The 13,247-nt window shown below is 59.6% G+C and carries 16 protein-coding genes; 9 read left to right on the top strand and 7 right to left on the bottom strand.

The genetic code is table 11. The annotated features are described in order from the left end of the window. Positions 1-59: 59 nt before the first annotated feature. From ACZ0AZ_RS13390 to ACZ0AZ_RS13375, 4 genes are all read right to left on the bottom strand, one after another. The gene (locus tag ACZ0AZ_RS13390) at positions 60-971 is read right to left on the bottom strand and encodes an SDR family oxidoreductase (RefSeq protein WP_129999909.1); all 912 of its coding nucleotides are present in this window, start codon (positions 969-971) and stop codon (positions 60-62) included. A gap of 153 nt (positions 972-1,124) precedes the next feature. Continuing rightward, positions 1,125-2,027, bottom strand: coding sequence for an alpha/beta fold hydrolase (locus tag ACZ0AZ_RS13385; protein ID WP_463537528.1), 903 nt, complete (start codon positions 2,025-2,027; stop codon positions 1,125-1,127). Continuing rightward, positions 2,027-2,809, bottom strand: a complete 783-nt coding sequence (locus ACZ0AZ_RS13380) for a class II aldolase/adducin family protein (protein ID WP_039759314.1) — start codon at positions 2,807-2,809, stop codon at positions 2,027-2,029. The genes ACZ0AZ_RS13385 and ACZ0AZ_RS13380 overlap by 1 nt, the downstream gene beginning before the upstream one ends. Positions 2,810-2,985: 176 nt before the next feature. Next, positions 2,986-3,441 (bottom strand): flavodoxin, encoded by a 456-nt coding sequence (locus ACZ0AZ_RS13375; RefSeq protein WP_463537527.1) that lies wholly within the window; start codon positions 3,439-3,441, stop codon positions 2,986-2,988. A gap of 153 nt (positions 3,442-3,594) precedes the next feature. Here ACZ0AZ_RS13375 and ACZ0AZ_RS13370 point away from each other — a divergent pair, with 153 nt between their 5' ends. Beyond that, on the top strand, positions 3,595-4,071 hold the full coding sequence (locus ACZ0AZ_RS13370) for a PAS domain-containing protein (protein WP_129999913.1): 477 nt from the start codon (positions 3,595-3,597) through the stop codon (positions 4,069-4,071). Positions 4,072-4,125: 54 nt separating this feature from the next. Further along, on the top strand, positions 4,126-4,731 hold the full coding sequence (locus ACZ0AZ_RS13365; protein ID WP_024011639.1) for a hypothetical protein: 606 nt from the start codon (positions 4,126-4,128) through the stop codon (positions 4,729-4,731). 3 nt (positions 4,732-4,734) lie between these two features. Here ACZ0AZ_RS13365 and ACZ0AZ_RS13360 read toward each other — a convergent pair whose 3' ends face one another. Further along, positions 4,735-5,694, bottom strand: a complete 960-nt coding sequence (locus tag ACZ0AZ_RS13360) for a MerR family transcriptional regulator (RefSeq protein ID WP_129999914.1) — start codon at positions 5,692-5,694, stop codon at positions 4,735-4,737. A gap of 210 nt (positions 5,695-5,904) precedes the next feature. On the opposite strand from ACZ0AZ_RS13360, the gene ACZ0AZ_RS13355 reads away from it, so the two are divergent. The 5 genes from ACZ0AZ_RS13355 to ACZ0AZ_RS13335 all read left to right on the top strand — a co-directional run bounded on the left by ACZ0AZ_RS13355 (position 5,905) and on the right by ACZ0AZ_RS13335 (position 8,429). Further along, positions 5,905-6,474: a putative antibiotic biosynthesis monooxygenase gene (locus ACZ0AZ_RS13355; protein WP_039759321.1), complete on the top strand. Its 570-nt coding sequence runs from the start codon at positions 5,905-5,907 to the stop codon at positions 6,472-6,474. Between the two features lie 58 nt (positions 6,475-6,532). After that, the gene (folM, locus tag ACZ0AZ_RS13350) at positions 6,533-7,243 is read left to right on the top strand and encodes a dihydromonapterin reductase (RefSeq protein ID WP_129999915.1); all 711 of its coding nucleotides are present in this window, start codon (positions 6,533-6,535) and stop codon (positions 7,241-7,243) included. Between the two features lie 72 nt (positions 7,244-7,315). Next, positions 7,316-7,687, top strand: coding sequence for a dihydroneopterin triphosphate 2'-epimerase (folX, locus tag ACZ0AZ_RS13345; protein ID WP_016771653.1), 372 nt, complete (start codon positions 7,316-7,318; stop codon positions 7,685-7,687). A gap of 114 nt (positions 7,688-7,801) precedes the next feature. Continuing rightward, positions 7,802-8,098, top strand: a complete 297-nt coding sequence (locus ACZ0AZ_RS13340) for a DUF1244 domain-containing protein (RefSeq protein WP_039759325.1) — start codon at positions 7,802-7,804, stop codon at positions 8,096-8,098. Continuing rightward, complete coding sequence (locus ACZ0AZ_RS13335; protein WP_463537526.1) at positions 8,091-8,429, top strand: HopJ type III effector protein; 339 nt, start codon at positions 8,091-8,093, stop codon at positions 8,427-8,429. The genes ACZ0AZ_RS13340 and ACZ0AZ_RS13335 overlap by 8 nt, the downstream gene beginning before the upstream one ends. 190 nt (positions 8,430-8,619) lie before the next feature. On the opposite strand, the gene trxB is transcribed toward ACZ0AZ_RS13335, so the two are convergent. After that, the gene (gene trxB / locus ACZ0AZ_RS13330) at positions 8,620-9,582 is read right to left on the bottom strand and encodes a thioredoxin-disulfide reductase (RefSeq protein ID WP_016771656.1); all 963 of its coding nucleotides are present in this window, start codon (positions 9,580-9,582) and stop codon (positions 8,620-8,622) included. Between the two features lie 312 nt (positions 9,583-9,894). Between trxB and cysZ the strand changes: the two genes are divergently transcribed. Then, positions 9,895-10,647 (top strand): sulfate transporter CysZ, encoded by a 753-nt coding sequence (gene cysZ / locus ACZ0AZ_RS13325; RefSeq protein ID WP_042607646.1) that lies wholly within the window; start codon positions 9,895-9,897, stop codon positions 10,645-10,647. A gap of 40 nt (positions 10,648-10,687) precedes the next feature. Continuing rightward, positions 10,688-11,887 carry a glycosyltransferase family 4 protein gene (locus ACZ0AZ_RS13320; RefSeq protein WP_463537525.1) on the top strand — a complete coding sequence of 400 codons (1,200 nt, stop codon included), beginning with the start codon at positions 10,688-10,690 and terminating at the stop codon, positions 11,885-11,887. A 127-nt stretch (positions 11,888-12,014) separates the two neighbouring features. Here the strand turns inward: ACZ0AZ_RS13320 and ACZ0AZ_RS13315 are convergent, their stop codons facing one another. Continuing rightward, positions 12,015-13,118: an NADH:flavin oxidoreductase gene (locus tag ACZ0AZ_RS13315; protein WP_463570834.1), complete on the bottom strand. Its 1,104-nt coding sequence runs from the start codon at positions 13,116-13,118 to the stop codon at positions 12,015-12,017. Between the last annotated feature and the right edge of the window lie 129 nt (positions 13,119-13,247).

Below are 13,247 nucleotides of genomic sequence, written 5' to 3'. Positions count from 1 at the left end.
GTGCGATGCGCATGGGAGCGGGAATCAGGGCCCAGCAGCCCTGTGACCGGAGGGAAGGCTTAAATCGAATACTTCTGCAAATTCGCCATCATTTCCTTCAACGCTTCGATATTGTCCTTGGGGTGCGCCGCGCCTTCGAAATCGCAAATCTGCTGCCAGTGCGTCGCCACATCCTCTGGCGAGAACCCTTCGCGCGGATCGAAGCCGGCACCGAGGCTGCGCTCCCAGCGCACCTTGCCCATCCAGCCGCCGCCGACCTCGAACAGGCCAGACGTTTCCTGACATTGCTCGCTGCCCAGATACACCACCAGCGGGCTGACCAGTTCCGGCTTCAGTTGCTCGAATACCTGTGGCGGGATCAGGCCCTCGGTCATGCGCGTGCCGCCGGTCGGGGCGATGGCGTTGACCAGAATGTTGTTCTTGCGGCCCTCGATCGCCAGCGTTCGGGTCAGCCCGTACAGCCCGAGTTTGGCCATGCCGTAGTTGGACTGGCCGAAGTTGCCGTAAATGCCCGAAGTCGATGCAGTGAAAATCACCCGGCCGTAGTTTTGTTCGCGCAGATGCGGCCAGGCAGCGCGGGTAACCTTATAGGCGCCTTCGACGTGGACGCGATAGACCAGATCCCAGTCGGCGTCGTCCATCTTGTGAAACGATTTGTCGCGCAGGATCCCGGCGTTGTTGACCACGACGTCGACGCGGCCGAAAGCATCGAGAGCGTTCTGCACCAATTTATCGCCGTCGGTGACCGAGTCATGGTTGGCTTCGGCAATGCCACCAGCCTCGCGAATTTCCGCCACCACGCGGTCGGCGGCCGAGGCATTGGCGCCCTCACCCTGCGTCGAGCCGCCGAGATCGTTGACCAGCACCTTGGCACCCTGCCTGGCGAACAGCAGCGCATGCGCACGACCGAGGCCGCCACCAGCGCCGGTGACAATCACGACTTTATCTTCGAAACGCACGGGTTCATTCATCGCAGCAACTCCAGCAGGCCAAGGGTTAATGCTCCCGAGTGTCAGGCACGACGCTTTGGCTCACAACGAACACGGCTGAGGCTGAATGGTGCGCGATAAGGTAGGGGGATGGTCGAGACTGTATAGCGCCGAGAGCGAGTGCTCCCGGTGGAATCAGGAGTACGCCACTTTGCGCGGAGGCAATACCAGACGATCACGAAACGCCAGATAGTGCTTGAGCACCTGCACCGGCGCCTCGGTCTGCGGGTAGTGGCCGATGCCCGGCAACAGCACGGTGTCCGGATCAGGGATCAGTTCGCGATAACGCTCGACCATGTGCACGCCGGAGATCGGATCGACTGCGCCGTCAATGACCCGTAGAGGAACGTCGCCACGCTGCATGGCCGCCACCCAGCGCTCGCGCTGCACCCGGCGTTCGGGAATGTAGGTGATCAGTTTGTGCAGAATGCGCGGGCCGTGGTTGCTCTCGACCAGGCTCCAGTAATCATCCAGTTCGCTTTCAGTCGGCTGGGTCTGCGGGCCGAAGATCTGCCGGAAACCTTTGACCAACGCCTCACGACTGAATGCGCGACCAAGCAGCCAGCCAATCGGGCTGAGCAGCAGTTTCTGCATCAGCAGCGGACGATGGGTTTCCGGAAACAGACCACCATTGAGAAACACACAACTGGCAACGTCGAGGTGTTTTTCGTAGTGCCGCGCGAGCAATTCCTGAGCGACGCTGTCGCCATAATCGTGGGCAAGAAGGTGCACCGCTTGTTCAATCTGTAGATGGGCGAGCAGCGCCTGTTGCAGATCGGCCTGTTCCAGCAGGCTGTAGGTGTGACCGCGCGGTTTTGCCGAATCGCCGAAGCCAAGCATGTCGCAGGCGATCACCTGGTAACGCTGTGCCAACGGCTGCCACAGGTAGTGCCAATCCCAACTGGCGGTGGGAAAACCGTGAATCAACAACAGCGGCTCACCCTGTCCCGCCACCCAGTAATGGATCGTCTGGCCACGAAAAACAAAGGTCCGGCTGCGCTTGCGCCAGATACACAGGGGAATCTCGGCGAGTGGCATTAGAATTTATACCCCGGATCCTGGAGATCGAGTTTGCGCAGCAGCGCCGGCCACGCCAGTGCGCCGCCCATGCCTTGAGCGCTCTTGGTGACGCCGGCAATCATTGCCTTGGCGCCGGCGAGGATCTGCGGTTCGATGGCGATCAGTTCCGTCCCGCCGGTTTGCGCCATGACTTGAATGTCGCAGGCACGCTGGAAGGTGAACATCATCAGAAAGGTATCGGCAATGGTACCGCCACAGGTCAGCAGACCGTGGTTGTGCAGCATGAGGAAATTGTTGTCGCCGAGATCGGCTTGCAGGCGCGCCTTTTCTTCATGATTCAGCGCCACACCCTCGTACGCGTGATAAGCCAGGCTCGACAACACGAACAGTGATTGCTGACTGATCGGCAACACCCCCTGCTTTTGCGCCGAAACGGCGACGCCTGACGCGGTGTGTGTATGCAGCACGCAAACTACATCGTGGCGGACTTCGTGAACGGCACTGTGGATGGTGTAACCAGCGGGGTTTATTTCGTAGGGACTGTCCATGAGTTTGTTGCCAGCCTGATCGACTTTCACCAGGCTTGAGGCGGTGATCTCGTGGAACATCAGCCCGAACGGATTGATCAGGAAATCTTCGGTGCCGGGCACCTTGGCGGAGATATGTGTGAAGATCAGATCGTCCCAGCCGTGCAGCGCGACCAGACGGTAACAGGCGGCAAGATCGACGCGGGTCTGCCACTCGGCAGCGCTGACCTGGTCTTTGACATTCGGCGACGATTGGACGGGGGCTACGCTCACTGTATGCACCTCTGCGTTCTTCTTGTTCTGCTCGTGTCAGCAGTCTAGTCAGGCGCAAGGCATCGCGTAGTTGCATTGGCAGCCAGCTTGATGACTGAACGAGTCAGTCGCGCAAACAGCCTGAACCACTTCCAACGCAACGACGCTTGTCCAGGTGCAGCGACATCTCTGGGCGATCAGCCCTTGAGCGCGTCGATCAGTTGCGCCAGCCACGGCTCGGCATCGGTTTCCGGAGTGACGCTTTCGCTGGCGTCGATGCGCAACATTTCCTGCACCTCGTTCACGCTCAGTTCGGCAAACAATTCTCGCAGCTGTTCACCGCCGCCGCAGAAGGTGTCGCCGTAGCTGGCATCACCGAGCGCGATCACCGCGCCGGGCAGGCCGCGCAAGGTAGCTGGCAACTGATCGCGCAAAGCTGAATACAAAGGTTGCAAGTTGTCCGGCAGCTCGCCCATGCCCGTGGTCGAAGTCACAGCGAGAAGGGCCTCCGGGCCGAACGCCTGAATATCGGCCAATGTGGCGCGGGAGTTGTAGAAAGTCGCAAAGCCGGCGGCTTTCAGCAGGTTCTGGGCGTGGCGGGCGACTTCTTCGGCGGTGCCGTAGACGGAACCTGAGAGGATGGCGACTTTCATCAATCTGATCCTGGAACTGAAAAAAAGAGCCGCGATAGTAACAGCCCACGCTGCGATGTTGCGATTCGCTCTCAATGGAAGGTGCTGGCCTATAGACAGTCCGCGGCTTTCTTCTAGAATGCCTGCCACTGACACAACGGAAGGGATTCTCGGATGATCAACGCCAGCCTGCTGCAAATGGTGATCAATGCGTCGAATGACGGAATCGTGGTCGCTGAAAAGGAAGGCGAGCAGGACAACATCCTTATTTACGTCAACCCTGCCTTTGAGCGCATGACCGGTTACAGCAGTGAGGAGATTCTCTACCAGGACTGTCGTTTTTTGCAGGCTGGAGACCGTGATCAACCAAGCCTGCAGCTGATTCGCGAGACATTGCGTGAAGGCGGTCGCTGCCGGGAAATACTGCGCAACTATCGCAAGGATGGCACGCCGTTCTGGAACGAATTGTCATTGTCGACGATAAAAAATGCCGATGACGGACAGACCTATTTCATCGGTGTGCAGAAGGATGTGACGGTTCAGGTCAAGGCGCAGCAGCGGGTTGCGCAGCTGGAAGCACAAGTGGCGGCGCTGCAAAGCGAGTTGGCAGCACTCAAAGCGACGAACGGCGCAAACAAAACCGCGAACTGATGGTCATTAACTACAATCACCAATGACTTTGTAACTATTCACTACGAGTTAACCATGCAGCGCGACGCCCTCCTCACCCAGGACGAGCTGGATTTCATCCAGACCATGCAGCACAACCCGCAATTGAATGTGCGGGATGCGACGTCGAGTCTGCTGGTTAATGGCGGTTCGCAAATCCGTGATCTGCTGACACGTCTGGCTGCTCATGAACAAGTGACGATCCAGGCCAATTTCGAAAATCAGCAGATGACTTTTCCGCTGCATCTGGTGGAAGACGAGTTTCACGCGCTGCATCTGCGTCTCGGTGTGCCGAGCATTTACGAAGACGGCCCAATGGTGCGCCCTTGGCGCCTGGTGCTTGAAGAGCCGGTGGCACTGGAAAATGCCAAAGGTCAGCCCGGCACTCTCTGGGTGCACGAGGTATCTCATAAAGGCGTGTTGCTGGAAGTGCGCAACAAGACCAAGCCACCAAAGCATTTCGCCCTGTGGTTCAGCCCTTCCGGTTATGAGCGGATATCCCTGCGCGGCCATTTCGAACGGGAAACCGAGCAAGGTTTCTTCGCTTACGAACTGAGCCAGACCGATGCCGACGAAACCGAGCGCCTGCGCCAGTTCATCCTGCAACAACATCGCCTGACTCACCCCGCCCTGCACGCCTGAGTTTCAGGTATCCAGTTTGCCTGCCATGAATTGCTTCATGCGCTGACGCATGGTCGCGCCCTCGTTACCAAGACAGGCCACCGATGAGCCGGCCAGGCTGTCCTCAGCCAAATCCGAGGCATCGCCGGCCAGCATCAATTGGCAGTCGAGGCTCATCGCCAGACGATTCAGGCGTCGCGGCAGTTCCGGCCCCGGGGCATGATTGGAAAACAGCACAAGCGCCGCAGGTTTGACCTTTTCACAAACCAGGGTCAGCTCGTCGAAGGGTTGGCCGGTGGTCAGCACCCGTACACCGGAATCGTTGCCGCTGAGAAACAGCGCTGCCACCAGTAACTCAAGTTCACGACACTGCCCGGCGAGTGCACTGACGATGATTCGACGCGGTTGCGCGCCGCGCAGCATGACGATGCGCTGCAATACGCGCGCCCTGAGAAAACCATCGAAAAACAACCATTCGCTGGTCTGCCCGAACGCGTCCTGGCGCTGAAGCAGTTGCCGCCACAACGGCAGGATGATGGCTTCGAACACAACCGGCAGCGTGTACGACGAAAAAATCTGCCCGTAGACACGATCCAGTTGCTGGTCGTCGAACGCACTCACCGCCTGCTGAATCTGCTCCTGCCATTGCTTGTAATCGGCCTGCACATGGTCATCGGGAATAAAATTCGCGAGAACCTTCGCAGGTTCAGTCTTCGCCAGAATCTTGCCGACTTTACTTACCGCCACGCCACGATCGATCCAGTCGACAATGCTGCGAACGCGCTCAATGTCGTTCATTGAATACAGACGATGCCCGCTTTCGGTGCGGGTCGGCTGGATCAATCCGTAGCGGCGTTCCCAGGCACGCAAGGTCACCGGGTTGACACCGGTCAACCGCGCCACCTCGCGGATGGGAAACAGCTCTTCGCGATCGAGCGCGCCGGGGGCTGTCGAAGCCGGGCGAGTGTCCGTGATTACAGGCATCTGCGGTCAACTTCCATGTCGGTGAATTGGATCCCAATCTAAACATGATGGGGCGCAAACGTCCAAGCAATGATCTACGACGAATGTGGCTGGTTTAATCGACAAAATCAGGAATAATCCTTGCTTGTTACAAAGCGCAGGCCTCTACCCCGGCCCGCGTCAGGCGAGACTCTTACCCGGAGCGCCGCACTCGAAATACGGAGATACAAAATGTCTACTTCCCCCGTCACGCTGATGGTAGCGCGTCGCGTCGCCGATGGCCGTTATCACGATCTGATCGCCTGGCTGCGCGAAGGCGAACAATTGGCAACCGACTTCCCCGGCTATTTGGGCTCCGGCGTGCTTGCGCCGCCGCCAGGCGACAACGAATTCCAGATCATTTTCCGCTTTGTCGATGAGCAGACGCTGCATGCGTGGGAGTACTCGGCATCGCGCACAGCCTGGCTGAACCGTGGCAGCGATCTGTTCGAGCATCCCAAAGAACATCGGGTCAGTGGCATTGAAGGCTGGTTCGGTGCGGCCGGGCAACGCCCACCGCGTTGGAAGCAAGCCGTGGCGATCTGGCTGGCGTTTTTCCCGGTGTCGCTTATTTTCAACTTTATCCTCGGCCCGCTGCTGGCTGAGTTGAGCCTGTTGCCGCGGATATTGATCGGCACGGCGTGCCTGACACCGCTGATGGTGTATTTTTTCATCCCCTTATCGACGCGGCTGCTGGCGAACTGGTTGAACAGCCCACCGACGCGGCCACTGGCGGCTACACCGTCGGCGCAGAATCGCTGATCTCCAGCGGGCGGCGAGCCTGTTATAGTTTTCGCTTCAACCGCGAAGCGAGCCGCCCATGCCAGATTCCGCAGCCCCGATCCTCATCACCGGCGCCGGTCAGCGGGTCGGCCTGCACTGTGCGCAGCGCTTGCTCGAAGATGGCCATCGAGTCATCTTCACGTACCGAACCGAACGCCCCGGCGTGCAGCAATTGCGCGATCTGGGCGCGACAGGTCTGTACGCGGACTTTTCCAGCGAGGCCGGGATTCTGGCTTTTATCGATGCACTTAAAGCCCACACCGACAGTTTGCGCGCGATCGTGCACAACGCTTCTGAATGGCTGGCGGAAACTCCGGGCAGCGAAGCTGAAGCCTTCAACCGCATGTTCAGTATCCACCTGCTCGCGCCCTACTTGATCAACTTGCACTGCGCTGAGTTGCTGCAGCGTTCGGCGCCAGCCGACATCGTTCACATCAGCGACGACGTCACCCGCAAGGGCAGCAGCAAGCACATCGGTTATTGCGCCAGCAAGGCGGGGCTCGACAGCCTTACCCTGTCGTTCGCCGCGCGCTTTGCGCCCGCCATCAAGGTCAATGGCATTGCTCCGGCGCTGCTGTTGTTCAACCCCGACGATGACGCCGCTTACCGTGCCAAGGCGCTGGCCAGATCCGCGCTGGGCATCGAACCCGGCAGCGAGGTGATCTATCAAAGCCTGCGCTATCTGCTCGACAATCCTTATGTCACCGGCACAACCCTGACCCTCAACGGCGGCCGGCACGTCAAATAGGCCGTCCCGCTTCGGCTGCGAGTCGAGTAATATCCACCAGAACGCCTGCAATAGACTGGACGGAGCAAATCAATGCCACAACTTCAACCGGGAATGGCGCGCATCCGGGTCAAGGATCTGCGCTTGCGCACGTTTATCGGCATCAACGAGGATGAAATCCTCAACAAGCAGGACGTGCTGATCAACCTGACCATCCTGTACGCGGCGCAAGAAGCCGTGCGTGACAACGACATCGACCACGCGCTCAATTACCGCACCATCACCAAAGCGATCATCGCGCATGTCGAAGGCAACCGCTTCGCGCTGCTCGAACGCCTGACGCAAGAATTGCTCGATCTGGTGATGACCAATGCATCGGTGCTGTACGCCGAAGTCGAGGTCGACAAGCCGCACGCGCTGCGCTTCGCCGAGTCGGTATCGATTACTCTCGCGGCGAGCCGCTAGCTAGCTTCAAGCTTCAAGCTTCAAGCTTCAAGCCGTAAGCGTTAATCTAACGCCCCCAAAATTCAATCTTGCAGCTTGTAGCTTGCCGCTTGAAGCTGTCTCGAAGAGACCCTTATGACCGAGCAACAACGCCTGGAACTCGAAGCCGCCGCCTTCCGCCGACTGGTCGCTCACCTCGACAGCCGCAAGGACGTGCAGAACATCGACCTGATGAACCTCGCCGGGTTCTGCCGCAACTGCCTGTCCAAGTGGTACAAGGCCGAGGCCGACCAACGCCAGATCGAGGTCAGCCTCGATGATGCCCGGGAAGTGGTGTATGGCATGCCCTACGCCGAGTGGAAGGCCCAATACCAGCAAGAAGCCAGCGCCGAGCAGCAAGCAGCGTTTGCCAAAGGAAAACCCAATGACTGATCTGAACACCCTGCGCACCAGCCTCAAGAGCGGCGAGCATGCTTTCGCCGACACCCTGGCGTTCATCGCCGCCGGTTACGACTACCAGCCGCAAGCGTTCAACAACGGCGGCGTGGAAAACGCTGCCGGGCAGAACGAAGGCTCCTGCAAGACCCTGGGGCTGGCCCTGCTCGAAGGCTTGAGCGATGAAGAAGCGCTACTGGCGTTTGGCGAGCATTACCGCTCGGTGCTGGCGACCCCTGAAGGCAGCGATCACGGCAATATCCGCGCGTTGATCAAGCACGGCCTGACGGGGGTTAAATTCAGCGCACAACCGCTGAACCGCCGCTGACCCCAATAGCCACACCTACCCACTGTGGGAGCGAGCCTGCTCGCAAAGACGGACTGACATTCAACGTTGATGTCGACTGATACCCCGCTTTCGCGAGCAGGCTCGCTCCCATACTGGATGCGTGGCGGCTGCGAATCTCGGGCACAAAAAACCGGCCAATCTCTGGCCGGTTTTTTTGTGCCCTGCGGTCTTAGAACGTGGCGTTCTGCAGACCGTCCAGGTAACGCTCGGTGTCCAGTGCCGCCATGCAACCGGCGCCGGCCGAGGTGATGGCCTGACGGTAAACGTGGTCAGCCACGTCACCGGCAGCGAAAATGCCTTCTACGCTGGTGGCCGTCGCGTTGCCTTCACGGCCGCCCTGCACCACCAGGTAACCGTCTTTCAGGGTCAACTGGCCTTCGAACAGGGAAGTGTTCGGGGTGTGGCCGATGGCGATGAACACGCCGTCGACTTTGATCTCGTCGAAGCTGCCATCGTTGTTGCGCAGGCGTGCACCGGTGACGCCCATGTTGTCGCCGAGGACTTCGTCCAGGTTGGCGTTCAACTTGAGGATGATCTTGCCTTCAGCCACGCGGGCGTTGAGCTTGTCGATCAGGATCTTCTCGGCGCGGAAGGTTTCGCGGCGGTGGATCAGAGTCACGGTGCTGGCGATGTTAGCCAGGTACAGCGCTTCTTCGACAGCAGTGTTGCCACCGCCAACCACGGCGACCGGCTTGTTGCGGTAGAAGAAACCGTCGCAGGTCGCGCAGGCCGAAACACCTTTACCCATGAACGCTTCTTCCGAAGGCAGGCCCAGGTAACGGGCGCTGGCACCGGTGGCGATGATCAGTGCATCGCAGGTATAGACGGCGCTGTCACCGGTCAGGGTGTACGGCTTGGCAGCGAAGTCCACGGCGTTGATGTGGTCGAAGACGATCTCGGTTTCAAAACGCTCGGCGTGCTCGCGCATGCGCTCCATCAGCACCGGCCCGGTCAGGCCGTGCACATCACCCGGCCAGTTGTCGACTTCGGTGGTGGTGGTCAGTTGACCGCCGGCCTGCATGCCGGTGATCAGCAGTGGCTTGAGGTTGGCGCGGGCCGCGTAGACCGCAGCGCTGTAACCGGCAGGGCCGGAACCGAGAATGATCACTCGCGAATGACGGACTTCAGACATGAATCTGCTCCTGTTGGCCGGCCATGAAAAATCTGGCGCGGACGCCGGACGGCCGGCGGAATAAAAAAGGACTGTGGACACCTTGGGGAAGGCTTGAACTCGACAGTCCTGTAAAAAGTTGGGTGCAGCGTATCGAGGGGGGCAAGATTAAGGAAATACGGTTTAACAATCCAGCTCATAGGTGGTCTCTATGCCGAGACGCTGACGACATAGACCTCTTTGTTACAGTGAATGTCGATTGCTCTGCCGCGCTTTCGCCGCTGGGGCAAAGCCGGTAACGTCGGCGCGTTTTCCCTTGCTTCGGAGCACCTTATGCCCGCCCCTGTTCTGTCAGGCCCGCAATACCTGCGCGAAGGCCTCAAATTGGTCCTGAGCCCTGGCCTGCGCCTGTTCGTGTTGTTGCCGCTGGCGATCAACCTGGTGCTGTTCGTCGGATTGATCTATCTGGCCGGCCACCAGTTCAGCCTGTGGGTCGACACACTGATGCCGTCGTTGCCTGAATGGCTGAGTTTCCTAAGCTATATCCTCTGGCCGCTGTTCGTGGTCCTCGTGGCCTTGATGGTGTTTTTCACCTTCACCATGCTCGCCAACATTATTGCCGCACCGTTCAACGGCTTCCTCGCGGAAAAAGTCGAAGTGGTGGTGCGCGGCACCGATGATTTCCCGGCGTTCAGCTGGGGCGAACTGATCGCGATGATCCCGCGCACCCTCGCCCGGGAAATGCGCAAGCTCGGCTACTTCTTGCCGCGCGCCATCGGCCTGTTCATCCTCTCCTTCATCCCGGTGGTGAATATTGTCGCCGCGCCGTTATGGCTGCTGTTCGGTGTGTGGATGATGGCCATCCAGTACATCGACTACCCGGCGGACAACCACAAACTCGGCTGGAACGAGATGCTCGCCTGGTTGCGGCAGAAGCGCTGGCAGAGCATGAGTTTTGGCGGGATCGTTTATCTGGTGCTGCTGATTCCGGTGGTCAATATCCTGATGATGCCAGCGGCGGTGGCCGGGGCTACGCTGTTCTGGGTGCGCGAGCGCGGTGCCGAGAATCTGGTGATTCAACACTGACCGCGTCACAAATCCATCATCCGAACGTCACAACGTCGACATGGCCTCAGCCGACACTGAGGCCATGACGACAGCTCTGCATATCACCCTCATTAGCGAAACCTTCCCTCCGGAAATCAACGGCGTGGCCAATACCCTTGGCCACTTGTGCGAGGGTCTGCGCGCACGTGGGCATCAGGTGGAGCTGGTGCGTCCGCGCCAGGCCGGCGATCCGCAACGCAGCACAGACGATGCACTGTTGCTGTGTCGCGGATGGCCGTTGCCGGGCTATCCGGGGTTGCAGTGGGGCCAATCGTCGATGCATAAGCTGCTGCGGCGCTGGAAACGCCAACGTCCGGATGTGCTGTACATCGCCACGGAAGGGCCGCTCGGGTTGTCGGCACTGCGTGCGGCACGGCGCCTGGGGATTGCGGTGGTGAGCGGTTTTCACACCAACTTCCAGCAATACACCAGCCAGTACGGCCTCGGCCTGCTGACGCGGATGCTGACCCATTACTTGCGCTGGTTTCACAATCGTTCGGCAATGACTCTAGTGCCGAGCGTCAGTCAGCGCCTGGAGCTGGAGCGGCGGCATTTCGAGCGGCTGGCGTTATTGTCGCGGGGTGTGGACAGCCAGTTGTTTCATCCGAGCAAACGTCAGAGCGCGTTGCGTGAGCAATGGGGGCTCTCTGATACGGATATCGCGGTTATCCACGTAGGAAGGCTCGCCCCGGAGAAGAATCTGGGGCTGCTCAAACGCTGCTTTGACACCCTGCGGGAAACTTATCCACAGCGCCATCTGAAGCTGATTGTGGTCGGAGATGGCCCGCAACGTTCAACGCTGGAAAAAGAGATGCCGGAGGCGATTTTCTGCGGAGCACAGCGCGGGGAAGCGCTGGCAGCGCACTACGCCTCAGGGGATCTGTTCGTATTTCCCAGCCTCACCGAGACCTTCGGCAATGTGGTGCTGGAAGCCCTGGCTTCGGGACTCGGCGTTGTTGCCTATGATCAGGCAGCGGCGGCGCAGCATATTCGCCACGGCTACAACGGCGTGTCAGCCATGCCCGGCGATGAGCAGGCGTTCTGCGAAGCGGCGGCATGGTTGCTGGAGGAGGATGAGCGGTTGCGCTGCGTGCGGCTGAATGCAAGGCAGCATGGCAGTCGCCAGGGCTGGGGGGCAATTATCGAGCAGTTCGAGGGGTATTTGCGTGGGGCTTGTGTGGGGGAGCTGGTGGTGACTGGGGCTCAGGCACAACCTTAGATTTTCGGCGACATAGAAACAGCTTTCGCGAGCAGGCTCGCTCCCACATGGGTACTGCATTCTTTCAGATGGAATGCGGTCGAAGGTGGGAGTGAGCCTGCTCGCGAATGGTTCGAAATGGCGCCGCTTAAACCAGCGTCATCAACGCCTCACGACTAAACGGCAGAATATCCTGTTCACGCCCGTCACGGACTTTCTGCGCCCAATCCGGATCGACCAGCAACGCGCGGCCCACTGCTACCAGGTCGAACTCTTCTTTGTTCAGACGCTCCAGCAGATTCTCCAGGCTGGCCGGTTGCGCGACCTTGTCGGTGTTGACCATGAACTGCAGGAACTCGCCGTCCAGGCCGACGCTGCCGACGGTGATGGTCGGCTTGCCGGTCAGCTTGCGCGTCCAGCCAGCAAGGTTCAGGTCGGAACCGTCGAATTCCGGCTCCCAGAAGCGGCGGGTCGAGCAGTGGAAAATGTCCACGCCGGCGTCAGACAGCGGCTTGAGAAAATCGCCCAGCGCTTCGGGGGTTTGCACCAGACGCGCGGTGTAATCCTGCTGTTTCCATTGCGAGAAGCGGAAGATGATCGGGAAACCCTCACCGACCGCCGCGCGCACTGCTTTAATCAATTCGATGGCAAAACGCGAACGGTTGGCCAGGCTGCCACCGTATTCATCGGTGCGCTGATTGCTGCCTTCCCAGAAGAACTGGTCGATCAGATAGCCGTGAGCGCCGTGGATTTCCACGCCATCCATGCCGATGCCTTGCGCGTCTTTGGCAGCTTGGGCGAACGCGGCAATCACGTCCTGGATGTCCTGCTTGGTCATGCCATGAACCACGACCTGGCCGTCCTTGAGTTTCTCCGACGGACCGTAGCCCGGCACGCTGGCGTCCGGCTCGGTGCCGAGGCGACGTACGCTGCCGACATGCCACAGTTGCGGGACGATCTTGCCGCCCTCGGCGTGCACGGCGTCGACAACTTTTTTCCAGCCGGCCAGCGGCGCGTCACCGAAAAATTGCGGCACATTCGGATAACCGTTGGCAGCGATATGGCCGACCGTGGTGCCTTCGGTGATGATCAAGCCAACCCCAGCGGCCGCACGGCGACGGTAGTACTCGATGACTTTGGAATTAGGCACGCCGCCCGGGGAGAACGAGCGGGTCATTGGCGCCATGACCACGCGGGTCGGCAGTTCGAGGGCACCGAGGTGGAACGGTTTGAACAGGGCTTGAACGGGCATCGAGAGGCTCCACGAAAACGTTGGCGACGGACATTGATCGATATGACGGCGATAATATCCGGCAGGCCATCCCCGTGACAGCACTATTGATCAGAATGATTAAGGGTCAAAAGTCAGGTAAAAAAATCG

It is taken from the genome of Pseudomonas sp. AC239, assembly GCF_979258545.1.
The sequence above is the reverse complement of the archived record's forward strand: the minus strand, read 5'-3'. Positions and strand labels throughout refer to the sequence as shown.